At 29.7% G+C, this 25,880-nt stretch carries 19 protein-coding genes; 3 read left to right on the forward strand and 16 right to left on the reverse strand.

The window, feature by feature from the left end; all coding sequences use genetic code 11:
- The first annotated feature begins 126 nt into the window (after positions 1-126).
- A complete protein-coding gene (locus tag AQ1685_RS15325) occupies positions 127-849 on the forward strand; it encodes a DJ-1/PfpI family protein (RefSeq protein ID WP_095073595.1) in 723 nt (240 codons plus the stop codon).
- Here AQ1685_RS15325 and AQ1685_RS15330 read toward each other — a convergent pair whose 3' ends face one another.
- Positions 850-1,716 carry a DUF3667 domain-containing protein gene (locus AQ1685_RS15330; protein ID WP_095073597.1) on the reverse strand — a complete coding sequence of 289 codons (867 nt, stop codon included), beginning with the start codon at positions 1,714-1,716 and terminating at the stop codon, positions 850-852.
- A gap of 72 nt (positions 1,717-1,788) precedes the next feature.
- Between AQ1685_RS15330 and AQ1685_RS15335 the strand changes: the two genes are divergently transcribed.
- The gene (locus AQ1685_RS15335; protein ID WP_095073598.1) at positions 1,789-3,738 is read left to right on the forward strand and encodes a YgiQ family radical SAM protein; all 1,950 of its coding nucleotides are present in this window, start codon (positions 1,789-1,791) and stop codon (positions 3,736-3,738) included.
- A 1-nt stretch (position 3,739) separates the two neighbouring features.
- Here the strand turns inward: AQ1685_RS15335 and AQ1685_RS15340 are convergent, their stop codons facing one another.
- The 7 genes from AQ1685_RS15340 to AQ1685_RS15370 all read right to left on the reverse strand — a co-directional run bounded on the left by AQ1685_RS15340 (position 3,740) and on the right by AQ1685_RS15370 (position 12,032).
- Complete coding sequence (locus AQ1685_RS15340) at positions 3,740-4,081, reverse strand: DUF1801 domain-containing protein (protein WP_095073600.1); 342 nt, start codon at positions 4,079-4,081, stop codon at positions 3,740-3,742.
- A gap of 100 nt (positions 4,082-4,181) precedes the next feature.
- Positions 4,182-4,763, reverse strand: a complete 582-nt coding sequence (locus AQ1685_RS15345) for a YceI family protein (RefSeq protein ID WP_095073602.1) — start codon at positions 4,761-4,763, stop codon at positions 4,182-4,184.
- Between the two features lie 93 nt (positions 4,764-4,856).
- Positions 4,857-5,450: a Crp/Fnr family transcriptional regulator gene (locus AQ1685_RS15350; protein WP_095073604.1), complete on the reverse strand. Its 594-nt coding sequence runs from the start codon at positions 5,448-5,450 to the stop codon at positions 4,857-4,859.
- Between the two features lie 411 nt (positions 5,451-5,861).
- Positions 5,862-6,536, reverse strand: a complete 675-nt coding sequence (locus tag AQ1685_RS15355) for a type 1 glutamine amidotransferase domain-containing protein (RefSeq protein ID WP_095073606.1) — start codon at positions 6,534-6,536, stop codon at positions 5,862-5,864.
- A 69-nt stretch (positions 6,537-6,605) separates the two neighbouring features.
- On the reverse strand, positions 6,606-7,190 hold the full coding sequence (locus AQ1685_RS15360) for a Crp/Fnr family transcriptional regulator (protein WP_095073608.1): 585 nt from the start codon (positions 7,188-7,190) through the stop codon (positions 6,606-6,608).
- Complete coding sequence (gene sigZ, locus AQ1685_RS15365; RefSeq protein ID WP_095073610.1) at positions 7,190-7,729, reverse strand: RNA polymerase sigma factor SigZ; 540 nt, start codon at positions 7,727-7,729, stop codon at positions 7,190-7,192. Before sigZ ends, AQ1685_RS15360 begins: the two co-directional genes overlap by 1 nt.
- A 250-nt stretch (positions 7,730-7,979) precedes the next feature.
- A complete protein-coding gene (locus AQ1685_RS15370) occupies positions 7,980-12,032 on the reverse strand; it encodes an InlB B-repeat-containing protein (RefSeq protein WP_095073613.1) in 4,053 nt (1,350 codons plus the stop codon).
- 354 nt (positions 12,033-12,386) lie between these two features.
- Here AQ1685_RS15370 and AQ1685_RS15375 point away from each other — a divergent pair, with 354 nt between their 5' ends.
- Complete coding sequence (locus AQ1685_RS15375; RefSeq protein WP_162288583.1) at positions 12,387-13,937, forward strand: tetratricopeptide repeat protein; 1,551 nt, start codon at positions 12,387-12,389, stop codon at positions 13,935-13,937.
- Between the two features lie 16 nt (positions 13,938-13,953).
- Here AQ1685_RS15375 and AQ1685_RS15380 read toward each other — a convergent pair whose 3' ends face one another.
- From AQ1685_RS15380 to AQ1685_RS15415, 8 genes are all read right to left on the reverse strand, one after another.
- The gene (locus tag AQ1685_RS15380) at positions 13,954-14,433 is read right to left on the reverse strand and encodes a hypothetical protein (protein ID WP_157730247.1); all 480 of its coding nucleotides are present in this window, start codon (positions 14,431-14,433) and stop codon (positions 13,954-13,956) included.
- Between the two features lie 194 nt (positions 14,434-14,627).
- Positions 14,628-16,241, reverse strand: a complete 1,614-nt coding sequence (locus AQ1685_RS15385; protein ID WP_095073619.1) for an amidohydrolase — start codon at positions 16,239-16,241, stop codon at positions 14,628-14,630.
- Positions 16,242-16,246: 5 nt separating this feature from the next.
- Positions 16,247-16,579, reverse strand: coding sequence for a DoxX family protein (locus AQ1685_RS15390; protein ID WP_157730248.1), 333 nt, complete (start codon positions 16,577-16,579; stop codon positions 16,247-16,249).
- Positions 16,580-16,613: 34 nt separating this feature from the next.
- Positions 16,614-18,062: a M20/M25/M40 family metallo-hydrolase gene (locus AQ1685_RS15395; RefSeq protein WP_095073623.1), complete on the reverse strand. Its 1,449-nt coding sequence runs from the start codon at positions 18,060-18,062 to the stop codon at positions 16,614-16,616.
- An 84-nt stretch (positions 18,063-18,146) separates the two neighbouring features.
- Positions 18,147-19,658 carry an alanine/glycine:cation symporter family protein gene (locus tag AQ1685_RS15400; RefSeq protein WP_095073625.1) on the reverse strand — a complete coding sequence of 504 codons (1,512 nt, stop codon included), beginning with the start codon at positions 19,656-19,658 and terminating at the stop codon, positions 18,147-18,149.
- 104 nt (positions 19,659-19,762) lie between these two features.
- Positions 19,763-20,905, reverse strand: coding sequence for a helix-turn-helix transcriptional regulator (locus tag AQ1685_RS15405; protein ID WP_095073627.1), 1,143 nt, complete (start codon positions 20,903-20,905; stop codon positions 19,763-19,765).
- A gap of 82 nt (positions 20,906-20,987) precedes the next feature.
- Positions 20,988-22,769: a TonB-dependent receptor gene (locus tag AQ1685_RS15410; protein WP_095073629.1), complete on the reverse strand. Its 1,782-nt coding sequence runs from the start codon at positions 22,767-22,769 to the stop codon at positions 20,988-20,990.
- A gap of 13 nt (positions 22,770-22,782) precedes the next feature.
- Positions 22,783-25,788, reverse strand: a complete 3,006-nt coding sequence (locus AQ1685_RS15415) for a tetratricopeptide repeat protein (RefSeq protein WP_095073631.1) — start codon at positions 25,786-25,788, stop codon at positions 22,783-22,785.
- Positions 25,789-25,880 lie beyond the last annotated feature (92 nt).

Below are 25,880 nucleotides of genomic sequence, written 5' to 3' on the forward strand. Positions count from 1 at the left end.
ATTACTAAATGAGCACCCCATTAAATCTTAACATAATGTTAAAGAAACTCAAGAATTCTTAATAAAAACAGAACTTATTTAAAATACTTATTTTTAAACATTGAAATTTATCATAATATTAAAGAAATGAGAAAAATTTTACTTTTTGTATTTATTATCACCTTAACTGCTTGTCAACAAACCAAAAAAGCAGAAAAAACTCCTAAAACTTTCCCTGAGTTAAAACCTAATAGGTACAATGTTGCATTTCTTATTATGGATGGAACTTATAATACAGAACTTACTGCTCCTTACGATATTTTTCAACATACCATTTTTAGAGAAGGAATAAGACCAATGAATGTTTTTACTGTTGCTGATAAAGATGAACCTGTTACCACTTTTGAAGGAATGCGAATTATTCCTGATTTTAATTATCTAAAAGATAAACTACCTAAAATTGATATCCTTGTTGTACCAAGTGCTGAACATCATCTAGATACTGACTTAAACAATAAACAAATGATCGATTTTGTAAAAAAGGTAGATAAAGAAGCGCAATTTGTAACCTCACATTGTGATGGTGCTTTTGTTTTAGCTAAAGCTGGTTTACTTGATAAAAAAGTTTCTACTACATTTCCTTCTGATATCGATAAGATGCGTGAAATGTTTCCTAATTTAGATATTAGAAAAGAAGTCCTTTTTGTTCATGATGATAAATACATCACCTCAGCAGGTGGAGCAAAATCTTTCGAAGCTGCTTTATATTTATGTGAACTTTTATACGGAAAAGACGTTGCTAAATCTATTTCTGGTGGATTAGTAATTGATTGGGATGTTACTAAAGTTCCACATTTAGTTATTAAATAGTTACTGTTTAAAGATATCTGGATTTTTAATTCCTATGAAAACACCGATGATTAAGCTTAATATCACAACTATAAATAGTAGTATTAAAGCAAAAATTAATAATACCAATAAAAACCTTAAAAAGTAAAGTATACTTTGCTTTAAATTGTATCCATGCAATTTATTTAAAGCATACATATAATAAACAGTAAAGAAAATTAAATTAGAAAAGTAAAATCCAGGATGTATCAAAAGAGCTAAGAAAAACAGTAAAATTGACACATACATTGTAGTTCCCATTAAGTAACTATTTATTACTATATGTTCTCCAAAATTGTACGGTTTCCTATACGTAAAGCTACTTATTATTGCATACATTGGAATTAACAAGAACATTACTAGATTAAAGTACTTCAGAAAAAACGTCATTATTTTATCTTGTACTTTCAGCCTAATACCAGCAGTCATTTTTTCTGTTTTCATTTTTTTTAACTGCTCGGCAGAAACATCTTTTAACTCAGATAAATCTTGATTTGCAATTTTTTGTAGTGCTTCAATTTCATTTGAATTAATAGAGCTTTGAATTTTAATAAAATCTTCAGCAAAAAAATTAAATATAATTAATGATAATGCTGCACTGATAGCTAAATAAGTAAACGGATTTAAATATCTTTTTCTAATACCCCCAACATATTCTCGTAAAACAACATGAGGCTCGGTAAACATCTTTTTAATAGTTAAAATAAAATAACTATCCCAACCAAAACTTGCAAAGAGTTCTTTTAATAAAAAACGAAGTGTAATACGATCTTTTAAAACTTTTGCTCCGCAATGATCACAAAATAAGGCATCATTTTCTATTGTTTCATTACAATTTTTACACTTCATCTTTTCAATTACTTAAGTTTATCCTACCCAAATATATGAGAATTAGCCAATATTACCGTATTTTTGCAGAATATGAGGATAAGAAGACTTTCTGACTGGTTACCAACGACTAACAAAGAAGTAAAACTTCGTGGTTGGGATGAATTAGATGTGATTTTGTTTAGTGGAGATGCGTATGTTGATCATCCGTCATTTGGTCCTGCAGTAATTGGACGTATATTAGAAAGCTATGGTTTACGTGTTGCAATTGTTCCACAACCTAATGTAAACGATAACTTACAGGATTTTTCAAAATTAGGAACTCCTAGACTTTTCTTTGCAATTACTGGTGGATGTATGGATCCAATGGTTAGTAATTACACGGCAAACAAAAAGAAAAGAGATAAAGATGCCTATACACCTAATGGTGATATTGGTTTTAGACCAGACTATGCCACTTCTGTATACTCAAAAATATTAAAGGAAAAGTTCCCAGATGTTCCTGTGCTTATTGGTGGAATTGAAGCTTCTTTACGAAGAGTAACACATTACGATTATTGGTCGGATAAGTTACTTCCTTCTATTTTAGAAACTTCTAAAGCCGACATGTTAGTGTATGGAATGGGAGAACAACCGCTACGTGAAATTGTAGAATTATTACAAAAAGGTGTTCCTTTCTCTAGTTTACGAACGATTAAACAAACTGCTTTTTTAGTAAATCCTGACGAAAAAACTCCTAAGAATAAGAATTGGGAAGATGTAGAAATTGCTTCTCATCAAGCCTGTTTAAAAGATAAAAAAACATTTGCATCTAATTTTAAAATCATAGAGCAAGAATCCAATAAGTTAATTGCTCGACGTATTTTTCAACAAATTGGAGATAAAAAATTAGTCATCAATCCTCCTTTTCCAACAATGACGGAAAACGAAATTGATGCTTCTTTTGATTTACCATATACGAGGTTACCGCATCCGAAATACAATAAGCGCGGACCAATTCCTGCTTTTGAAATGATTAAGTTCTCAATTAATATTCATAGAGGATGTTTTGGTGGTTGTAGTTTCTGTACAATTTCTGCACATCAAGGAAAATTTATTGCCAGTAGAAGTCAGGAATCTGTTTTAAAAGAAGTTGATAAAGTTGCTCAAATGGACGACTTTAAAGGATATTTATCTGATATCGGTGGACCTTCTGCTAACATGTATAAGATGAAAGGAAAAATACAATCGATTTGTGACAAATGTGTTGCTCCATCTTGTATTTCACCTGTTATCTGTAGTAATTTAGATACTTCTCATAAACCATTAACAGAGTTATATAAAGCTGTTGATGCTCATCCGAAAGTAAAAAAATCATTTATTGGAAGTGGAATTCGCCATGACATGTTAGTTCCTGAATTCAATAAAAATGCTGATCCGCAAGAATTAGATGATTATACTGAAGAAGTGATGAAAAATCATGTTTCTGGACGATTAAAAGTTGCTCCAGAACATACTTCAGATCCTGTTTTAAAATTAATGCGTAAACCATCTTTTACGTATTTCCATAAGTTTAAAGATCGTTTTGATCGTTTGAATAAAAAGAACAAACTGAAACTTCAGTTAATTCCGTATTTCATTTCAAGTCACCCAGCTTGTGAACCAGAAGATATGGCAAATTTAGCTGCGGAAACTAAAGATATGGGATTCCAGTTAGAACAAGTTCAAGGATTTACTCCTACTCCAATGACTGTTGCTACAGTTATTTACTATAGTGGTTATCATCCGTATACTTTAAAACCAGTTAAAACTGCGAAAACGCGTCAGGAAAAATTAGATCAGCATAAGTTTTTCTTTTGGTACAAAAAGGAAAATAGAAAGTGGATTAAAGACACGTTGACTAAAGTTGGAAAAACAGATTTAGTTAAAAAGTTATTACCTGAAGATAAATCTTGGAGAAAGAATAAACCTGGTAAAACAAAAAACACGTTTAACGACACGGTAACTAGCGTAAAGGAATCGAGAAGAAAAAACAAAGGATTTAAAAAGAAAAGAAGACGATAGTTTAATATAATTTCATCACTTCATCGAAAATAGTATAAATTTTAGTGGTTGGAATATCTTGGTGTATTTCAACCATTAATTTTGATGTAAAGGTTCGTTTTTCTTTTATCAAATCTGGATGATTAATATGAATTCCTTTTCCGATAGCGATATAAGGCGTTTTACTTTTTTTATCAATCCACAAATAACAAAATATCTGATTCTTATACATAAAGCAAGGCAATCGATAATACCATTTGTGTGTGAATTCTGCATTGTACTTTAATATAATACTTTTTAATGCCAGCAAACACTCTTTTACTTCATCTTCTTGATTGTAATAAAACTCTTCTAAAGATTTCATATCAACTTTACAATTATCTAGACATCTAATGTATAAAAAAACACCATTCAAAACTTATGCTTTAAATGATGTTTTAAAATATAAAGTAAAACTATATCTTTTATTTCAACTGTAATTCAGCAACTAAATCGAACTCATCGTAAATAGCTTTATCTTTTAAGTTATCGAAAAAACTAGATGAACCGTATTTAATATCATATTTTGTTCTATCAACTTTTAATGAAGCTGTGGCTTTATTTCCATAAATAGAAATTAAAAATTTCACAGATTTCGTAATTCCTTTAATAGTTAGTTTCCCTGTTACTTCGTATGCATTCTTTCCTTTAACCTTCACTTTAGTAAAATCTAAAGTTGAAGTATTGTATTTTTCTACACCAAAGAAATCTCCTGACTTTAAATGACCATCTAACTTGTTTTTATACTCTCCCGTTAAATCTGTAGTATTGATAGTTGTCATATCAATCGTAATTGATCCTCCAGACAATTTACCATCATCAAGACTTAAATATCCTGATTTAATATTCACTATTCCTTTGTGAGAACCTGTTACTTTATAAGCTTTCCATTCAACATTACTTTCACTGATATTAATTTGTTTTCTTTCTTTTTTAATTGTTGTAAAAGAAACTGTAAAAAGAGCTATTAAAGCAATTCCTAATCCTTTGTTGAATAAATTCTTCATCGTATTTGTTTTTAAATTAAAATTATACGACAAATTTCAGAAAGAAAGAGAAGGTTAGAAATGATCTATTTTATGAAATCATGTTAAACTAGTTTAACTTTTTGTTTCTCTAGCGAGTTGGCTTTTAATTCTACTCAAAAATTCTTTTGTAATTCCTAAATAAGATGCTAGTAAGTATTGCGGAACTCTCTTTTCTATTTTTGGATAATTCTCTTTAAAAATTAAATATCTTTCTTTAGCAGTTTCACTAAAGTTTGTTATAATTCTCTTTTGAGAAGCTACTAAAGCGCGTTCTGTTATTTTTCTAAAACAACGTTCGAGCTTTGGTACTTTTTTAAACAATTCTTCTACGGTAGTGTAGTTTAACTGTAGCAACTCTGTATTTTCGATACACTGAATATTATAATCTGCTGGTGTTTGGGTTATAAAACTCCCCATATCTGAAGTCCACCAATCTTCTATAGAAAACATTACAATATGCTCATGACCATTAGAATCTAAATAAGATGTTTTAGTACATCCTGTTAATATAAAATTAATGCATTTACAAACGTCTCCTTGCTGAACTATGTATTGATCTTTTAAGTATTTTCTGTGTGTTAAAGCATCAATTATAATTTGTTCTTCATTTGAATTTAGCTCAACTATTTTATTGATATAACGGATAAGTGCTAGTGTGTGTTCCAAAACTAATTTTATAAATACTACAAACAAAGTAGCCTTTGTATAGTTTCAAAAATAACATATAAAACTTAATTAAGCAGTAAAAATCAAATGAGTTAATATCTGAATCTTTTGAGCTAAAACTAATTAGATCTTGGATGTACTTTTGTATTGAAATGAATAATTAACCAATTAATTATAAATGATTATGAGAGATTTAATAAAAATAATTTTAATGAATTTAAGACAATTAGGTAGAGCTGCAGGTTATGCGCTAAGACACTAAATAAGATTGTAAGACTTTTATTAAACACGATTAGAACACACTATAAAGTATTATATGTTGTTTCGTAGTTTTTAATAGTAGTTTTTCTTTTTCATGGGGATTATTAAAACCACTCAATTACTTGAGTGGTTTTTTCATTAAGAGATTTATTATAATTGCTTTAATAATAATTCTGCAACTAATTCTGATGATGCTGGGTTTTGACCAGTAATTAAATGTCCGTCTTCTACTGCATATGGATGCCAGTCTTCTGCTTTAGAATATTCACCTCCATTTTCTTGTAACATATTTTCTACTAAAAAAGGAACTACTTCTGTTAACTGAACAGCTTCTTCTTCTGTATTACTAAAACCTGTAACTTTTTTTCCTTTCACTAAAGACTCTCCATTACTCGTTGTATTTTTAAATATAGCTGGCGCGTGACACACAGCACCTACTGGCTTGTTATTATTGTAAAAATCCTCAATTAAACGAACTGAATCTTTATCTTCTGCTAAATCCCAAAGTGGCCCGTGTCCTCCTGGATAAAAAATAGCGTCAAAATCTTCTGATTTTACTTCGTTTAATACTTTTGTATTTGCTAATTTATTTTGAAGTTCTGTATCCTTATTAAAGCGTTCTGTTGCCGGTGTTTGAAAATCTGGCAACTCACTTTTAGGATCAATTGGAGGTTGTCCTCCTTTAGGTGAAGCTAATGTAACAGCTACATCTTTATCTGCTAAATAGTAATACGGGCTAGCAAACTCTTCTACCCAAAAACCTGTTTTTTCTTCTGTATTTCCTAGCTTATCATGGCTAGTTAAAACAAATAATACTTTTTTCATACATAAGTGATTTAAATTATAGTACAAATTTAAAGTCAAACTCACATATAAAAATTGATGTATGGTAATTTATGCTTTTAATGAAATTTCTTTTCGTATTCTACTTAAACTTTCAGTCGTAATTCCTAAGTAAGAAGCAATATGAAAGTTTTTTATATGTTTTTCGAAATCTGGATATACTCTTATGAAATCTAAGTAACGTTCTTTGGCAGATTTAGTCAAATTTGATAAAATTCGTTTCTCTTGTCGTACAAAAGCCTTTTGTAATTTTTGTCTGAAAAAAAGATTTAATTTTGGAACTTCCAAGAAAAGTTGTTCTAAATCTTCTTGACTTATTTTCACTAACTCTGCATCTTGAATACACTCTACATTTAAAACCGACTTTTTACTTGTCCACAAGGCAATATAATCACTTATCCACCAATCTTTAATTGCAAATTGTAGTGTATGTTCTTTGCCTAAATCATCTAAATGATAGGTTCTTAAACATCCATTTAACACAAAAAACTGATCTTTAACATCATGATTTTGAGCAATTAATAGTTGGCCTTTTTTAACTTGAATATAATTCAACTTTGAAAGTATAATTTCTTTTTCAGTTTTATTTAACTCAAGATTTTTAAATATGGTTGTTACAATAGTATTAGATAACATTATTTGCAAACTTTACAGTCCTCTCGATCCTGTATTTCGCCTACTAATTTACCATTTTCATTTATGGTATAACCACAACAATCCATAAAACCTTTTGCTATTAATTTTCTTCCTCTTTGAATTTGAGATTTAATCGTTGATAATGGTAAGTTTAACTGTTCTGCAATTTCTTGCTGTTTGATTCCTTTAATATCATACAAAAAAAGTGGAGTTCTATATTTTTTAGGTAGATTTTTAATTATCCCAGACAAACAATCTCGTTCTGTGTGTTCTTTATTTTCTTCTTCAAACTCAACTTCTACAGTATCAAATGTTACTGTTTTACCTTTAGATTTAAAGTAATCGTATACTGTATTTCTTGCGATGGTAAAAACCCAAGATTTTAATTTTGATGGATCTTTTAAAGTAGGTAATTTGCTATGAATTTTTATGAAAGTATCTTGTAAGATATCTTCTATAACAGCTTCATTTTTAACTTTACTTGTAATGAAACGCTTTAAATCCTCATTATAATTAGTCCAAACTTCATAAGTATTCATAAATACAAAGATAATTTACAAAAAATAGAGTTTCAATAATTTTATATTGAAACTCTATTTTAAACTGTTATAAATTAACAAGCACAGTTTGAACATGTACAGTTATCGCATGTACAATTTGAACAATCTCCTGTTTTGCATCCAGCACAATTACATGTGCACTCTCCTTTGTATATCATAATATCTATTTTTTTAACTTTATATAATAGACATCGTTCTTTTGAAAAAGATGCAAAAAAGTTTTTTTATTTTAATTCATAATCATTTTTTGTGTCTTGATTTTAGTGCCTGAAGTCAATTTCACTAAGTATATACCTTTAGACATTTCTGGTATAGTTAGTATATTAGTTCCTTCATTAACTTTATTCTTTAAAATTTCTTCTCCTAATAAAGAGTATAAAATAATTTTTCCTTTTTCTTCCAAACCTTTAACTGTAAGTTGATTTTCTGATGACTTATAAATCGCAATATTTTGTGAGAAATCATTTTCTTCGGTACTCAAACTTTTTCTAGATAGATGTAAATAAAATCGTCCTACATCACTTAAATTACTTGTCAACGTGGTTTTATAATTCTCTTGAGATAAATTTGTAAAAGTACTATTAACTCTATCTTCAAGATAAACTTCTGTATCTTGACTTAAATTAGAAGCCGATATTGAAAAATTTAACTCATCTCCAACTTTAGCTATCAAACCAATTGGAACTATAGTTTGTTCTATGTTTGAATTAGGTAATGCTTGAATGGCTAATTTTTTATTTGAACTAGCATCATCTGGTAATTTTGTATATACAGCAAAATCGTAATTCTGTCCACTAAATAGACTACCATCATACCCATTATCAAATCCATTTGTTGTATTATTCGCTACATAAAAAACTTTAGTTGAAAAACCATTTACTGTAAGTTCTACATTAGTGTTTTGTTGCGATCTCATAAAAGTATTTGTAGTTTGATGACTCTGATTCGCTTGATTAAAAATTATACTTCCGTTATTTTGCACATCAACAAAAAATCCTTGAGTTGGTGCAATTTCAATTGGATCTGCCAAAGTATATGCCTCATATTGTATACCATTCCATAACCAAACTGTTCCTTCACTAAGTAAAGCTGAATTTTCATTTAAAAAACTACTTGAATTCACATATGAAGTATACGGATTACCAATTAAATTATTATTGTTTTGAGTACCCACTTCTGTAGGGTAACTCACAGTATTAGAATTTAAGTTTCCAATAAACTTTACATCGCCTAAAGGTTCCAACTCTAGAGCAAATCCTAACCCTTGATTAATATTCCCTAAAACATCATTTCTCTTATATTCAAATAAATCAGTGTTATTATTATAAGTAGCTATACCAGTTGCAGTTGTATTATCTAAAGTAAGATTATTATCTCTTATGAAATCTTCAAAAGTTTGATTGATTACTGGAGAAGATATCAAATGCCTATTATTCGTTAGCGTTCTCGTGTAAATAACTTTTCCATTTACAGGAGCATTAGCTATTAAAGTTGTGTTATTATTTAAAGTAATAGTATTCACACTTATTTCGGTAGAAACTGTTGGGTAGTTAGCTAAATTAGTATCTATTACTACGTCATCGATAGAAGTAGGTAAAATTCCAGTCGACCAATTATTTGAATTATTCCAATTATTGTCTTCAGTTCCTAACCATTCAAATACTGTTCTGATAAACGAAGCCGTGATATTTTTATCAGTATCTGCTATAATAGTTAATGGATTCGTTGTTCCTGATGCATCTCCACTCCAACTATCAAATTGATATCCTGGAGCTGGAACTGCAGTTAAAATAATTTCTGTGTTAATATCATAAGTTCCATTCACAGGTGGTTTATCTACTTCAATTGTTCCATTTACTGAAGTTGTAGTTAAAGTAACCTGAATTTTACTAAACAATGCTGTAATATTTTTGTTACTATTCATCACTACAGATATCGGATTTGTTGTTCCTGATATATCACCACTCCAACCATCAAACTGATAATTCTCATCTGGAATTGCTGTTAATACAAGTTCAGTATCGATATCATAACTTCCATTTACTGGTGCTTTATCTACAGTAATTGTTCCATTTACTGAAGTTGTGGTTAAAGTTGTTTGAATTTTACTAAATAGTGCAGTAATGTTTTTATCCGTATCCATTGTTAGAATTAATGGATTTGTTACCTCTGAAACATCTCCACTCCAACCGTCAAATTGATAGTTCTCATCTGGAATCGCAGTTAATACTAACTCAGTATTTATATCATAACTTCCATTCACTGGTGCTTTATCTACGGTAATTGTTCCGTTTACTGAAGTTGTGGTTAAAGTTGTTTGAATTTTACTAAATAATGCAGTAATATTTTTATTACTATTTGCTGTAATTGTTAGTGGATTTGTTGTTCCTGATGCATCTCCACTCCAACCATCAAATTGATAATCTGTATCAGGTACTGCTGTTAGTACTAGCTCACTATTAATATCATAAGTTCCATTTACTGGCGGTTTATCTACTTCAATTGTACCATTTGTCGCATTAGTAACTAAAGTAACTTGAATTTTACTAAATAATGCAGTAATATTTTTATCTGTATTCATTGTTAATGTAAATGGATTTGCAGAACCAGACGCATCTCCACTCCAACCATCAAATTGATAATATTGATCTGGAACTGCGGTTAAATTAACAATATCTCCATTTGTATAATTCTCCAAAATAGTTGGAGCTAAATCAGGATTCACACGACCGTTTTCTGCTGTTATTGTTAATTTAGGATAGCAAATATCTGTACTAAAACTTGCTACATTATCTTTAAATGTACTCCAATTAGCATTACTATAAGCAGCATCATCTACAGTTATACAAGTTAAGTTAGCATTAGACGTAAGATCGAAAAACGCTTTAGCAGCTGTTCTAAAATTAGTATTGTTTCCATTTGCTATATTTAAGATTCTTAAATCATTATCATCACAAGTAATACTTGTTAACGATTTACTGTTAGATACATTAATTTCTTGTATTTTATTATGACTACAATCTAAAGTTCTTAAAGCTACGTTTTTAGAAAGATCTAGCTTTTCTATATCATTAAAACTACAATCTAAGTCATCTAAATTAATATTTTCAGAAAGCTTTAAACTTGTTAAACTATTAATACCACAATCGAGAGTTTTTAAAGCTATATTTTTAGAAACATCTATTTTTTTGATATTACTATGATCTACTATTAACTTTGTTAAAGCTATATTTTTAGAAACATCAATGTTTGTAAATGTATTCATATGAGAAGAAAACAACTCTTTCAAAAGAATATTTTTAGAAACATCTACTGTTACTAATAAATTACTTTGACAGTTTAATGTAATTAAGTTGGTGTTTTTAGAAACATTTAAACTTCTTAAATCGTTATTTCTACAATTCAAATCTATTAAAGCAGTATTTTTAGTAACATCTAACGTGCTTAATGAAGCAAAACCTACATTCAACTTAGTAAGGTTTGTGTGTTTAGAAACATCTATTTTTTTAAGATCTGCATTAATACCGCAATCTAAATCTATTAAGCCTAAATTTTTAGAAATATCTAGACCTAGTAAATTATTTTCACTACAATCTAATTTCTGCAAAAGTGTGTTTTTGGAAAGATCAATTCGCGCCAAGTCATTTCTACGGCAATCTAACTCAATTAAATCTGTATTTTTTGAAACATTTAAACTTGTTAAACCATTTCCTGAGCATTCTAATTTTTTTAATTTAATATGCTTAGAAACATCTAAACTTCCTAATGAATTAAATCCACAATACAATTCTTCTAAAGCTAAACTATTAGAAATATTTAAATTCACTAAATCGCTATTTTGTCTAGTATTTAAAACTTTTAAAGCTTTGTTTTTAGAAACATCCAAGCTAGTTATACTTGTTAGTCTACAATTTAAATGAGTTAACTCCAAGTTTTTAGAAATATCTAAACTTGTTAAACCTCTAGCACTTTGTAAATTTAAAACCTTCAACTTCGTGTTTTTGGTAACATTAATACTGGTTATACGTCTGTTACTGAGGCTTTCTATCTCTGTAATATTAGTAAAAGCTTCTATACCTTGTAGATTTGTAACTAGCGTAGACACACTAATTTTTCCTGTAAAAGCTTCTGCCTCTGTTACACTGATTTCAGAATCATTATTTGTATTAATTGATGAATTGTTTGTTAGTGATGATTTAAAAATGGGATCAGGTATACTAACATTCTGAGAAAACAGAGTAGTAAAACACCCTATAAATAGTAAAAGTAATTTGTTCTTCATTCTTTTGACTTTAATTGATCTACTTATTATTTGTTGGGTAAATCTAAGAAGGTCAAGAATTAAAAAAGTCTCATTTTATAATTTGAGACAAGTAGTATTTAGGTTAAGTTAGATTTCATAAAACTCTCTACAGAACAACATTATTGTTTTCAAGATCTTTCTTTTAATCATTATTCTAAAATCAAACACGAAAAGTTTCTATATTTTATACATTTATCATTTTTCTTACGTTATTTTACGATACAATAGCATAATCCCAAATCGCAAATGCATCTTTTTTTACGTTATTTTATTTTTGTTTTGTCTTTTTTAGCCTCTCAAGAAATTTTTGCAGCTGATAGAAAAAACAACTTTATGCAAGAGAATATCTCTCCAAGAGATAGTATAAAAAAATATAAAAAAAAGTCTATAGAATGTTATAGAAATGGAAACCTAGAAGGTTTTGGACGTTATAGTTATCAAGTATTGTCAATTGCTGAAAAATATGACTTGAAGGAAGCAAGAATTAGATCGTTAATAAATTTAGCCATATATCATCAACGAAAAGATGAATATCAAAAAGCTCTTGCTAAGTACATAAAAGCAAAAGAACTTACTCCTTCCTTACAAGAATCTTCATATTTAAAAGTGATACTCAATACTAATCTTGGTAATTTTTATTATAAGATAGGTGATTACGATAATGCTAAATTAATTATGGAAAGAGTTATCACTCTAGCTGATCACCATAAGAATGAAAAAACTAAAATTATAACTTCTGCGTACAACACTTTAGCCAATATAGCTAGTGATGAATACAAATATGAAGAAGCCTTAAATTATTACAACAACTTAAAAACGATCATAAAAGACTTAGAAAACAATACACAAAAACTAGCTACATTGTATTCTAATATTGCGTCTTGTTATATCGATAAAAATGATTATGAAAAGGCTATTGAAAATTTACAAGAAGCTTTAAATATCATAGGAAAAGAAAAATTTATAGAGACAGAAGCTTCCATAAAGTTAAATATGGGGATTGCACACTATAATTTAAAAAATTATAACAAAGCATTACTTTATTTACAATCTGCTAATCAAATTGCAATTAAAGAAAATTCTCTTGAAGTGAAAATGAAAACCCATAAATTTCTAGCAAAAGTTCAAGAAGCTTCAAACAATATAGATGAAGCTTTTGCGCAACAAAAAAAATATATGTTAGCTAGAGAAAGTTTTCTAAAAACACTAACTAAAACACAAAGGCTTAGGTTTGAAAACGACACTAGAAATAAATTATTAAAAATTAATAAGCAAAAACAAATTATTTCCTTTTTAAATAAAGAGAAAGTTACCTACATAAGTTTAGCTTTACTGGTACTGTGTCTTCTTTTAACCTTAGTATTCAGGTATTATAAAAAAAGAAAAATATATAGTAACGACATAGCATTATTAAAAGTCGATAACAACTTTTTGGAAAATGAAAATGAGCTACTTAGAGATAAACTAAATAAGCTTTCTCTTTCTCTAATAGAACAGGACAAAGTCAAGAAAAATAAAAAATCTTCTTCAATATCTATAGAAAAGCAAAATCAATACAAAGAGCACATTTTGAATTATATGGATGAACATAAGCCTTACTTAAATTCTGAAATAAAACAATTGGATGTGGCTAAGGCACTGGATATTAATCTGCATCTTTTTTCTGAAATATTAAATACTTGCTTCAAACAGAATTTTAATAGTTTTATAAATTTATACAGAGTAGAACAAGCTAAACGATTAATAAAAGATCCAAAATATAGCAATTACAAAATTATGACTATTGCTTACGATTCTGGCTTTTCGAGTAAACCGTCTTTCAATAGAGTTTTTAAAAAGCTCGTAGGTTGCACTCCTTCTGAATATCAAAAGAAAAAAGAATAATAATTTTCCTTTTAATTTACTCTTTATGAAGCTCTAAAATATCTTCAAAATATTTCTCCCAATTACCATTTACCAAACGTTCACCAAACTCATGAAATTCTCCTTTTTCTGTTTTTGTAAATGTTAATCGTCTACTTTCATTAAAATACACCATAAACTTACCTTCTACTATTTCTCCTTTATATCCTTGTTTATTTCCGTTTTTCGTAAATGGATAATAGTAATACTTTTTATCTTTCACATTATAACTGATAATAGTGTGTAAAGCTATCCATTCAGATTTTACATTCAACTGAATCAAATTACCATCTAGTAAGTAACTTACATTTTCAGTAACAGGTACTTTTTTCACTCCATTCTTACCATAAGAAGTTGAAGTTCCTTCCCAATCACCTATTAAAAAAGAAAGTTTTTGCAACGCTTGTTTTTCTGATTCTTGTGCATTTACCATAAATACGACAAAAAAGAATCCAATTATTAATTTTACTGATCTCATAATATAAAAAACGGGTTATTTTCTAATTCCTTACAGAATATCAAAAATAACCCTTTATAACTATTTTAATTACTACTAAGCTTGAACTATTTCTATTTCTGACAAAAGAAAGGAATTGAAGTTTTACCTTTTTAATAGTTTTTAGCCAAATTGCTAACGCTAATAGTACTCTTTTATTTTATTTACTTGTAAAATTACTTTACTTTTTGACCTGCTAAGTACGTTTCTAAAACTTTTGTCTTAGGAACTTTATTAATCTCAACTGTCATGATATCTTGATCTAAGATAATGAAATCTGCCATTTTACCTACTTCTATACTTCCTTTTTCATTTTCTTCAAAATTAGCATAAGCATTCCAAATGGTCATTCCTTTTAAAGTTTCTTCTCTGGTTAACGCATTTTCCATTTGATATCCGTTTTCAGGATAATTATTTAAATCCTTTCTTGCAACAGCAGCGTAAAAAGTTAAAAACGGATTTACTTTTTCTACAGGATAATCGGTACCTAAAGCAACTTTTCCATAAACATTTAACAGCTGTTTAAAAGCATAACCTCCTTTTATTCTTTCTTCTCCTACTCGATCTGCTGCCCAGTACATATCTGAAGTTGCGTGTGTAGGCTGAATAGATGGAATTACATTTTTAAACAAATCGAAATCTTGTTGATCTACAATTTGCGCATGTTCGATTCTCCATCGTCTATCGGTCTGACCTTTTAAAACTTCTTGATATGTTTTCAACATTAAATAATTTGCTGAATCTCCAATGGCATGCGTATTCATTTGATATTCTGAATCTGCAATTTGTTTCGCAATTTCCTTATAACGTTCAGGAGAAAAAATTAACGCTCCGAAATGATTATGACGATCGCTATATGGCTTTTTTAATGCTGCTCCACGAGAACCTAAAGCTCCGTCTCCGTAAACTTTAAAAGAACGAACATTTAAACGATCTGTTTTAATAATTCCTTTTTTAATGTAGTAATCTAAATTCTTTTGTGTTGCAGAAACCATTGCATACATTCTAATTTTTAAATCATCAGCTTGCTGTAAACTATCAATTAGTTCGATTGTTTCTTGATCTAAACCTGCATCAACAACAGTTGTTAATCCATAAGAAAAATTGATTTTCTCAGCATCTTTTAATGCTTGAATTTGTTCTGCTTTAGAAGCCACAGGAACTTTTACAAAATCCATTGCATTATCGATTAACACTCCTGTTATTTTTCCATCTTCTTTGATAAACTCTCCTCCTTCAACTTTAGAATCGTTTGTAATTCCTGAAACATCTAAAGCTTTTTGATTCACCAACATTGCATGTCCGTCAACTCTTGTGATTGCTACAGGAGTATCTGGAAAAAGTTGATCTAGTTTCTCTTTTGTAGGAAACTTTTTTACTTCCCAATCATTTTGATCCCAACCTCTACCTGTGATGAAAGGAAGATTTTTTTCTTTCTGAAAAGCAACTAATCTCTCTAAAACAGCATCATAACTTTCTGTTCCAGTAACATCTACTTTTTGTAATTGCAATCCAAATCTAAAAAAGTGACAATGTCCATCTATAAAACCTGGATAAACAGCTTTTCCTTCAGCATCTATTACTGAAGCTGCTTCATATTTATTTTCAATTTCTGATGTTGATCCAACTGCTATAAATTTTCCATCTTGAATGGCAAAACTTTCAACAGTTTCGAAATTTTCATTTACGGTATAGGCATTCGCATTTTTAACAATAATAGCAACCTTTTGTTTTTGTTGACAAGAATATGCTAAGAATCCTAATGCTGATAATAAAATTATTTTTTTCATTTAAGTTAGTTTAGTTTTTTGAATAAGAACCATGCCCACGCTATCAAAACAAATTGAATAACAAGCCTAATGTAGGCTCCTTTTTTTGTTCTCATTGCTGGTTTTTCTCTTGTAATATCCCAAATGTGTAATGGTAAAAATGCAATCATAAGCAAGGCCATTCCTAAAGCTGCATATTTCTGATAATTTGGAATACACAAACCTATTCCTATGACTAATTCTACTATTCCTGAAGCATACGTAACAAAAAGCTTAGGAAAAAAAGCTGGTATAATAGGATAATAAAATTTAGGTTTATAAAAATGATGAAGTCCTATAGCTATTAACATTACCGCCATGAGAAACCTTGAATATAAAAACATCTGCTCCATATTATGGTTTTACTTTTTCGTCTGTATACAAATATTTATCCATTAAGTAGACTAAACTTGTCATAGACGCGCTACCTAATTCTAATTCTCTCTTATTTACTTTATCAAAAGTATCAGTAGAAGTATGGTGATAATCAAAATAACGTTGACTGTCTGGTCTGTATCCTGCTAAGGTAACATGATCGTCTTTTAACGGAGAAATATCTGCTCCACTTCCACCTTTAATTAAATCGTGTAAACCGTAAGGAGCTAATAACGTTTTCCAACTTTGAACTAAAGCAGTATTTTCAGCATTTGCATCAATAGAAAAACCTCTAGGAGTGTGTCCGCCCGCATCACTTTCTAAACCAGCAACATGAATTTCTTTATTCAATTTTGCTAATCTAGCGTATTCTTTAGCTCCACGAGTTCCGTTTTCTTCATTCATAAAGAATACGATTCGAATTGTATTTTTAGGTTTTATATTATTCTTTTTTAACAAGTAGGCTACTTCTAAAGATTGTACAACTCCTGTTCCGTCGTCATGAGCACCTTCACCTAAATCCCAAGAATCTAAATGCCCTCCTACGACAATAATTTTCTCTGGATTTTCACTTCCTTTTATTTCACCAACAACGTTATGAGATGGCGCATCTGGTAATGTTTCACAACTTTGTTTGAAGTAAAACTGTAAACTTGGATTCTTTTTTAAATCTGCACTTAGATTTTCTGCTGCTCTTGAACTAATTGCAGCTGCAGGAATGTATTGATCTTTTGGTGTTTCTCCATAACTCATTGTTCCGGTGTGAGGGTAATCGTTGATTCCGTTAGTCATTGAACGAACAATGACTCCTTTAGCACCAAACTGTCCACAAATTCTAGCTCCAGAAAAACGTTGTCCGACACAACCTCCGTAAGCTTGGAAAGTATTGATTAAAGTTTCATCAAAAGCACCATTAAAGAATACTATTTTTCCTTTTAGTCTGTCACCCAACTCTTCAGCTTCTTTTAAACTTTTCACTTCAATAACTTCAGCTTTAATTCCAGTTCCAGGAGTAGCAATTGAAAAACCTAAAGCACAAACAGGTACATCTTTTTTCTTTCCGTTTACGGTATAATACGCTTCTTCTTTTTCTCCTCGAACCCAATGTGGTACCATAACAGGTTGCAACCATACAGAATCTAAACCTACGTCTTTCATTAGTTGTTCTCCCCAAACAACAGCTTTAGCAGCTTGCGGAGAACCCGATAAACGTCCTCCAATATTTTGAGTTAAATCACGTAGCCATTCGTATGACTTTCCTTCAGTTAATGCCGCATTAAAAAAATGCTTGATATTAGCACTATCTTTCTTTTGCTCTGCTTTACTTACAATAGCAACAGCTTTGGATTCATCCGTTTTTTCTTTTTTATCTGTATTACAGCTACTAATTATAGCTGATGTTAACAGAAAAATGAGAGTTTTTTTCATGTTTTGGTTTAATTAATGGAATTTAAAATTACGGTTTTATTTTTTTTCATAGTAAGTTCCACGTTCTTATAAACACATTTTTGATTAATGTTTATTTTCCTTGATCTTTAATTTATATTTTTTTAGTTCTTTTAATACTTGCGGAGCTAATACTACTAAACCTATCATGTTAGGCACCATCATGGAAAAAACCATAGCATCAGAAAAATCAGTTACTGCATTTAAAGTCGCTGCCGCTCCAACAACTGTAAATATGCAAAAGATGATTTTGTAAATATTTCCGATGGTTTTATTTCTTCCGAAGAGAAATGTCCAAGCTTGATAACCATAATACGACCAAGAAATCATAGAAGAAAATGCAAACAAAATCACAGCTATAGTTAACACATATGGAAACCAAGAAATACTACTTTCCAGAGCTTTAGAAGTTAAAATTGCTCCTTGTTCAAAAGACACTTCATTTCCAGCAGTTATTTGTCCTGTTATAATTAACGCTAGGGCTGTCATAGTACAAACAATTACCGTATCAATAAAAGGTTCCAATAAAGCCACTAAACCTTCACTAGCTGCATAATTTGTTTTTACTGCTGCATGTGCTATCGAAGAAGATCCGATTCCAGCTTCATTTGAAAATGCACCACGACGAAAACCTTGAATCATAACTCCAATAAAACCACCTGCGATTCCTTCCGGATGAAACGCTCCATTAATAATTTGTAATATCGCATTAGGAATTTCAGAAAAATTAGTCAATAAAACTACAATAACAGCAAACACATATACAACCACCATAACAGGCACAACTTTATCTGTTACTTTAGCTATTTTTTTGATTCCGCCAATGATGACTATTCCGGCAAAAATGGCCATGATACATCCGAAAACCCAACCTTTTCCATAAATAAAACTTTCTTCTGCTCCAGTCACATATTCGAATAATTTAAATGCTTGATTTACCTGAAACATATTTCCTCCTCCGAAAGAACCTCCAACACACATTATTGCGAATAAAATCGACAACAACTTTCCTAATTTAGAAAAACCTAATTGTGAAAAACCTTTTTTAAGATAGTACATCGGTCCGCCAAAAACAGTTCCGTCTTTTGCTATTTCTCTATATTTTACACCTAAAGTACATTCGACAAATTTTGACGCCATTCCGAGTAATCCAATAACAATCATCCAAAATGTAGCTCCAGCTCCACCGATAGACAAAGCAATGGCAACTCCAGCAATATTACCTAAACCTACTGTTGCTGAAAGTGCAGCTGTTAATGCCTGAAAATGTGAAACTTCTCCATTACCTTCAACTCGTATTGTTTCTTTAATATCTTCTTGATTTGGAATATCAATATGATCATATTTTCCTCTGATAATATTTACTGAAGTTAAAAAGCTACGGATATTTATTCCTTTGAAATAGATTGAAAAATACAATGCGCCAAGTACAAGAATAATTAATACCCAAGGAATGGAAATAGTATTTGTTATCGGTATTTGATATAAGATTGCATCGGTAAACCAACTTGTTGCTTCATGAAAAGATTGATTGATTTGTTGATCTAAACTTTGTGTTTCTTGAATGAGAAATGCCATAATTTGTGTGATTAAAATGTTTCACACAAAAATGTTTGTAAAGACAAAGCATGTAAAGGTTACACAATGCTCTTTTTTATAAGTAGCAGTGATTAAGCATATGGTTAATCATGTTGAATCGTAGCAAAATCAAGTAATTCATGATCTTTAGCGTAAGCAATTAACTGTTCTTTTCCTCCTGTTCCTGAAATATTAAGTACTTTTTTGATTTGATAAATATGAGTTTGAAATCCGTCAACACTTATATTCATAGCCTCAGCAATTTCAGTATAAGATTTTTTTTCACCACAAATTCCTAAATTTCCTAATACTTCTTTTTGACGATCAGATAACTCTACTTTAGAAGCTAATTGCAACTCTTTGAATTTCTTTTTCTCAGCTAAAATTTCTGATTTCAAACTTTTTATTGTGCTTAAATGACTTTCGTTTGCTATTTGTAGCTTTTCATTTTCAAGAATTAAATCTTCTTGTAAGAGCTTTGTATTTTGTAATTCTGTTTGTTTTTCTTCTTTCTCGGCTAATAATTTCCAACTGTATAATAAGATCGTAAACAAGAGTATAAACAAGAACTTAAATGAAATACTAGTTACTATTCCTAAGATATTCCAGGTAGTATTATCAATCCAATTCGACATGCTTTCTTCAGAAAAAATCCGATGTGTGACTGCAACAATAATCAATAAAAACAAAGCTAGAGTTGGTAATACCATAAAACGCATTCCTCTATTTTTAAATGCTTTATTTAACTCTTGTAAAAGTGCAAACGCAACCACGATAGATATTGGAATATCGATTAACCAAATAACATTGTTACTTGAGTTTGATTGTGTGTTTGTATAAAATGAAATTAGAAAAACGGAAGCGATCATGATCAAAACACCTCCGAAGATTACAAATACTTCTTTATTTGTAAAACGTTCTATAATTCGAATTACAATGTTTCTTTTTTCATTATGTTGAATTGATGGAATAGATAATAATATAAATAATGAGTTTAACAATGAAAAGAAAACTCCTAAACTAATTATAATACTATTAGATTGTTCTAACTGAAAGATTTCATGCAATATGATATTCAAAAAAGCTCCTAATCCCCAAGAGAAAATTGCCAAAGCAAACCACTTAATACCTTCAACTGCATTAGAGGTTACACTTTTAGATTTTTCTTTGCGATATATGCGTTGAATTACAAAAAAAGTAATTAAACAAACTATGGCTGTAATGTAATTTGAAATATGAATTAACATATCTTCAAGGTACGTTTTTTTATTAAAACAAAAACACAACTATGATGTGCATAGCTGTGTTTACAAACTAAAAAAAGTTCTTTTAGTTAAAAAGTGCATCGAACTTCCAAATGAATCCTCCTATAATTTGGAATCCTTGAGCATCGAAATTGGTATATCTTTGATAACTACTATTAGTTATGTTATTCGCCTGTAAGAATACCGAAAATAAATCATTAAAATGATATCCTCCATTAAGATTCAAATCGATATAAGCATCTAAATCTATTGCTGTAAAAGTTGCTCCGTTGCGTTGCGCTCCTTTTCTATCTCCTACAAAATATAAATTTGCACCTGCGTACCATTTTTTCACTTTGTAATTTGCAAAGACATCAGCTTTAATTTGTGGTAAATTCCAAGCTTCTTCTTGATTTGTTGTATTGTAGGTATTAAATTCAGCATTTAATCCTAAATTTAATTTTCTAGAAAAATCATAAGTTACTTCTCCAAAGAAACCAACTGTAGTAATGTCGTCATAAATTACATCAAACGAGTTTCCATAATTATATCCTCTGAATAAAATACCACTTGGAAACCCAATTGTAATTCCGTTTGAAGCAGATTCATTTAAAACAAAAAATGCTCTGTTTTCTTCTTTCTTAAAGCTAGCTCTAACATTGTAATTTAAATTTCCACTTAAAATTCCTCTGAATCCTCCAAATGTATTTATAGCCTCACTAGACTGTTGAATGTTTAATGTTGGAGATACATAAGGATTTTCTTTCGAAAAACTTTCATAAGAATTTACAGTTAAATCTCCTGTTGCTCCAGCGTAAATATTCGCATATCTAGGAATAATTGGGTAGTTTACTTCAACATCTGGATAGGCAAAAAACTTCCCTTCTGTATTTTCAAGATCGAAAGAGTAATAAGCTTTCCCTCCTAATTTGATATCGAAATCATTAAATGAAAAAGCATATGATGGGTTTATACCTGCAGTAGCAAAACTGTAATTTATCTTTTGTAAAGGATCTGCATAAGATCTATCAAATCCTCCTAAAATAAAGTTAAGAGAAGTTCTCAACTGTAAATCTTCATAATTTAATCCAAATCTTCCTAAAGAAATTGCAAATTTAGCATCTACATCTGCATGAATTTCGTCAGAATCTTGATCATCAGAAAAATAACCTATGGAAGTATTTACCTCTTCAGTAGCACTATACGGGAAATAAATTGATCCTTGTAAATTATAGTATTTATATACTTGTTCTTCTTCAATTGTACTAATTGTTGTATCTAAAAAAACAACATCAGAAGGTAAACCATACCAGTTATACTTATTTCTGTATGCATTAAATCCAACTTTCCAATCAAAGTTTCTCATTTCTTGCTTTAAAAATAAATCTACGCTTGCATTGTAATAACTACTACTTAGAATAGCATCTTTAACAGGATCTTGAGAAGAAATAAAATTTATTTTCCCACCGTATTCGTATTCAAATGCACTTGTATTTTGGAAATAAGCTTCTACAAAAGGAGTTAAATTATTTCCAAACCCTAGTGATAAATAATTGTCAAATAAACGTTCGCGTTCACCAACATCTATTCCTTTTAAAACTCCACTTTTGGGCTTAAACTTAGAAGCTACAGGTACAGATTGTATTTTATAGTTTAAAGCTTTACGTTTTGCCTTATCTGATAATTTAATTACTGGCTTCTTTTTAATTTTATAAGCATCTGTAACTTTTGGAGCATAAGAAGTTACTACTTCTACTATTTCAGTTTTTATGATTGAATCTTTCGATTTTTCTGTTTTGGGTTTATTTTGAGCTACACAAAAGCTTACAACAAACATTGCTATAGTGACTACTATTCCTCTTTTCATTATCGTTTAACTTTTATTGTTTAGAGTTAATTGATTCATTTGTTTTCGCTTCTTTACTCTTAATTTTATTAAGCTCATTTTTAGCTTCTTCATTAAGATCTTTAAATTGAGTAAAATTTTTCACGATATTATCTAAGATATATGTAGCTTGGTAAGCATCTTTTAGTTTATAATAGTTTTTTGCCATTATGATATAACTCTTTACTCCCCAATATTGGTATTTAGAGTAATTTGCTATTAAGTTCTGAACTTCTTCATTTGAACTTTCATAAGCTTCTTCTTCATGTAAAAAGAATGCTTTGTAATATAATGTTTCTGCCTTCAACTCTCCTGTTGCTGTATTATCTAATGCACTATAATAATCTTGAGCGGTATTAAAGTCATTTGTTTTAATTGCAGAACGTGCTAAAATAATTTGAGCATCTTCACCAACAACTTGGTCTATTTTACCGTTAGTTAAAACTTTCTCGGCATAAGTAACAGCTTTCGGATAATCTTTTCTATCGTAATAGCCTTTCATTAAATTACTTTGAGCAAAAATTAAATTCTGATCGATATTTCCTTCTTGTTCTAAACGTTCTAATAACGGAATAGCTTTATTCCAATTCTCTTTTTCTAAATATAATTGACTTAGTTTAGCTAATGCTTCTTCAGAAAATTCATTTACCCCTGCTTTGATCACATAAGTATAATGTGGAACAGCTGTTTGTTTTTTTGTTCCGTTAAAGTATAATTGACCTAGATAGAAGTTTGCTTTTAAAGCATGAATTCCGTTAGGAAAGTCTCGTAAATATGTTTTAAATCCACTTATCGCTCTTACTTGGTCATTTTCTAAAAACTTATTTTCTGCAGCTTCGTATGTTGTATTATCAATATCGCTATTCGTTACATTAACAAAATCAACTGTTTTTACCCAAGAAGCATATTCATTTACTTTTCCTATATCTACATAAACATTTCTTGCGCTTGCAACTGCTTGTTTGGCTTCATTAGAATTAGGGAACTTTGCAACGACTTCTTTAAACTTTATTAAGGCGTCTTTGTTATTTCCTTTATTATACTCCAACAATCCTTGTCGTAACAAAACAGTAGGTACATAACCACTTTGAGCATGCTCTAATAATAATTGGTTGTAAGCTTTCTTAGCTTGATTAGAATTTCCTTTTGAGGTATATGTAGTTCCTAATTGAAAAAGTGCATCATCTTTTAAGTTTGAAGTTGGAAAATCTTTAATCAACTGTTTAAGATCACTCACTTTTGCATCACTATCTCCAATTAATCCGTTACTCATTGCTTTTTGATATTGTGCATAATCCGATCCGCTACCGCCTTCTTGAATTACTTTTTCATAAGCTTGCATAGCTTTACCATAGCGTTTTGTTGCATAATAAGAATCACCTAATCTATTCGAAGCATCATCGTTTAAATCATTCTCGTCTATATTTTCCTTTAAAAACTCTTCAAAATATGTAGTGGCGTTATCGTAATCTTTTTGTTTAAAATATGCATAAGCCATATTGTAATTTAGGTATTTTGCTTCTTCAAAATTTGGACTTGAAATTTTTGAAAAAGACTTTACGGCATTATCATAATTTCCTAAAAGATAATTCGTTTCTGCTAACCAGTAATATCCTTTATTTTTGATAGTATCGTTTACTGCATCTGTAGCAATTAAAAAATGTGGTAATGATTTTTTCAGCTTTTGTTCATTGAATAGCTGAATTCCTCTGTATAAAGACACTTCATTCGCCAACGCATTATTATCTGCACTTTGATTTGTCTTTAAATAATCTATCGCTCCTTGATAATCTTGCTGATTTAAGTAAGAAGTAATTAATAACCCAGAAATTTCTTTTGAATTTGGTGATTGTGGGTATTTTGCTAAATACGCTTTTAACACATCAGGAACGCTTTTGTATGGATTTCCTTCTTCGTAACTTAATTTTGCATAATTAAAATCAGCATCTGCTGTAATTACAGGATTGAAATTCATTTCACTTGCATTTTTAAATGCATTTAGAGCTTCATTCTTCTTCTCTGCTTTTAAATAACATTCTCCTAAATGATAGTAAGCACTCTGAGCAACACTATTTTGACCGTTTATAATTTTATTAAACTGCCCGATTGCACTTTCGTAATCTTCTAATTTATAATACGAATATCCTAGATAATAATAATCTGTGTTTGTCCATTTTCCTTTTTTTCCTTCATATTGATTTAAATAAGGAACAGCTTTATCATATTTTTCTAAGTTGAAATAACTTTCTCCAATAATTTTACTGATATCTGACTTTTGCTTTTCTTTAGCTTTCGGGAAAATCTTTTCTCCAATTTGAGCTGCTTTATCAAACTTTCCACTTTTAAAAGCCATATCTAAAAGATAGTAATTGGCTTCAGATTTATAAGTTTCGTTATCTGCTAACTGACTTAAGTTATCTTCAGCCTCTCCATAGTTTTCTTGTCGATAAGAAATATATCCATAAAAATAACGCGCATCAGTACCATATCTCGGATCACCTAATAGTGTAGCAAACTTCTTTTTAGCATCTTCAAAATAGTTAGAAACTAAAAGCGCATAACCCATTTTATAATTCAGTTCTTTATTCTCTTCAACATTTAATAAAGCAGGATTTACTTTAGAATACCATTTTAAAGAATGTGAAGCTTTTCTGTTTGCGAAATAATAATTTCCAACATTTAAAAAAGCTTTCTCCTTTTTACTACTGTAAGGATGTTTTTTAACAAAATCGAGCACTTTTTTATCTGCATCTGTCTGATTAAGCTTAATCGCACACATGGCATCATAAAAATCTGAATCTGTTTGTAGATTATGTTTAGCCGTATTTTCTGATACTTCTTTGAATACTCTTTGTGCTCCTGAGTATGCTTTGTTATTGTACAAAGTTATAGCTCTGTGAAACTTCGCATCAATATTAGTTTGAACTTCAGTATTTTGCCCTTCAGCATTTAAAAAACTTAAAAAGTAACAAAGTGTTATAAATAAATATTTATATTTCATTTTAGAATTTATCTTTGTATCGTTCCCTGTAAGATAACGCTATTTTTTCTGTTTTGTTTGATCAATAATCGGCAAAAATAAAAAAAGTGGTT

The sequence above is a fragment of the Tenacibaculum jejuense genome, from assembly GCF_900198195.1.
Taxonomy (GTDB): domain Bacteria; phylum Bacteroidota; class Bacteroidia; order Flavobacteriales; family Flavobacteriaceae; genus Polaribacter; species Polaribacter jejuensis.

Bases quoted from the DNA above. Each gene is read 5' to 3' on its own strand.
- AQ1685_RS15390 (WP_157730248.1), bottom strand. From the start codon at position 16,579: ATGGCGGTAATGTTAATAGCTATAGGACTTCATCATTTTTATAAACCT.
- AQ1685_RS15345 (WP_095073602.1), bottom strand. From the start codon at position 4,763: ATGAAGAATTTATTCAACAAAGGATTAGGAATTGCTTTAATAGCTCTT.
- AQ1685_RS15335 (WP_095073598.1), top strand. From the start codon at position 1,789: ATGAGGATAAGAAGACTTTCTGACTGGTTACCAACGACTAACAAAGAA.
- sigZ (WP_095073610.1), bottom strand. From the start codon at position 7,729: ATGAATACTTATGAAGTTTGGACTAATTATAATGAGGATTTAAAGCGT.
- AQ1685_RS15400 (WP_095073625.1), bottom strand. From the start codon at position 19,658: ATGGCATTTCTCATTCAAGAAACACAAAGTTTAGATCAACAAATCAAT.
- AQ1685_RS15325 (WP_095073595.1), top strand. From the start codon at position 127: ATGAGAAAAATTTTACTTTTTGTATTTATTATCACCTTAACTGCTTGT.
- AQ1685_RS15380 (WP_157730247.1), bottom strand. From the start codon at position 14,433: ATGAGATCAGTAAAATTAATAATTGGATTCTTTTTTGTCGTATTTATG.
- AQ1685_RS15415 (WP_095073631.1), bottom strand. From the start codon at position 25,788: ATGAAATATAAATATTTATTTATAACACTTTGTTACTTTTTAAGTTTT.
- AQ1685_RS15405 (WP_095073627.1), bottom strand. From the start codon at position 20,905: ATGTTAATTCATATTTCAAATTACATTACAGCCATAGTTTGTTTAATT.
- AQ1685_RS15360 (WP_095073608.1), bottom strand. From the start codon at position 7,190: ATGTTATCTAATACTATTGTAACAACCATATTTAAAAATCTTGAGTTA.
- AQ1685_RS15395 (WP_095073623.1), bottom strand. From the start codon at position 18,062: ATGAAAAAAACTCTCATTTTTCTGTTAACATCAGCTATAATTAGTAGC.
- AQ1685_RS15340 (WP_095073600.1), bottom strand. From the start codon at position 4,081: ATGAAATCTTTAGAAGAGTTTTATTACAATCAAGAAGATGAAGTAAAA.
- AQ1685_RS15355 (WP_095073606.1), bottom strand. From the start codon at position 6,536: ATGAAAAAAGTATTATTTGTTTTAACTAGCCATGATAAGCTAGGAAAT.
- AQ1685_RS15385 (WP_095073619.1), bottom strand. From the start codon at position 16,241: ATGAAAAAAATAATTTTATTATCAGCATTAGGATTCTTAGCATATTCT.
- AQ1685_RS15410 (WP_095073629.1), bottom strand. From the start codon at position 22,769: ATGAAAAGAGGAATAGTAGTCACTATAGCAATGTTTGTTGTAAGCTTT.
- AQ1685_RS15330 (WP_095073597.1), bottom strand. From the start codon at position 1,716: ATGAAGTGTAAAAATTGTAATGAAACAATAGAAAATGATGCCTTATTT.
- AQ1685_RS15375 (WP_162288583.1), top strand. From the start codon at position 12,387: ATGCAAGAGAATATCTCTCCAAGAGATAGTATAAAAAAATATAAAAAA.
- AQ1685_RS15370 (WP_095073613.1), bottom strand. From the start codon at position 12,032: ATGAAGAACAAATTACTTTTACTATTTATAGGGTGTTTTACTACTCTG.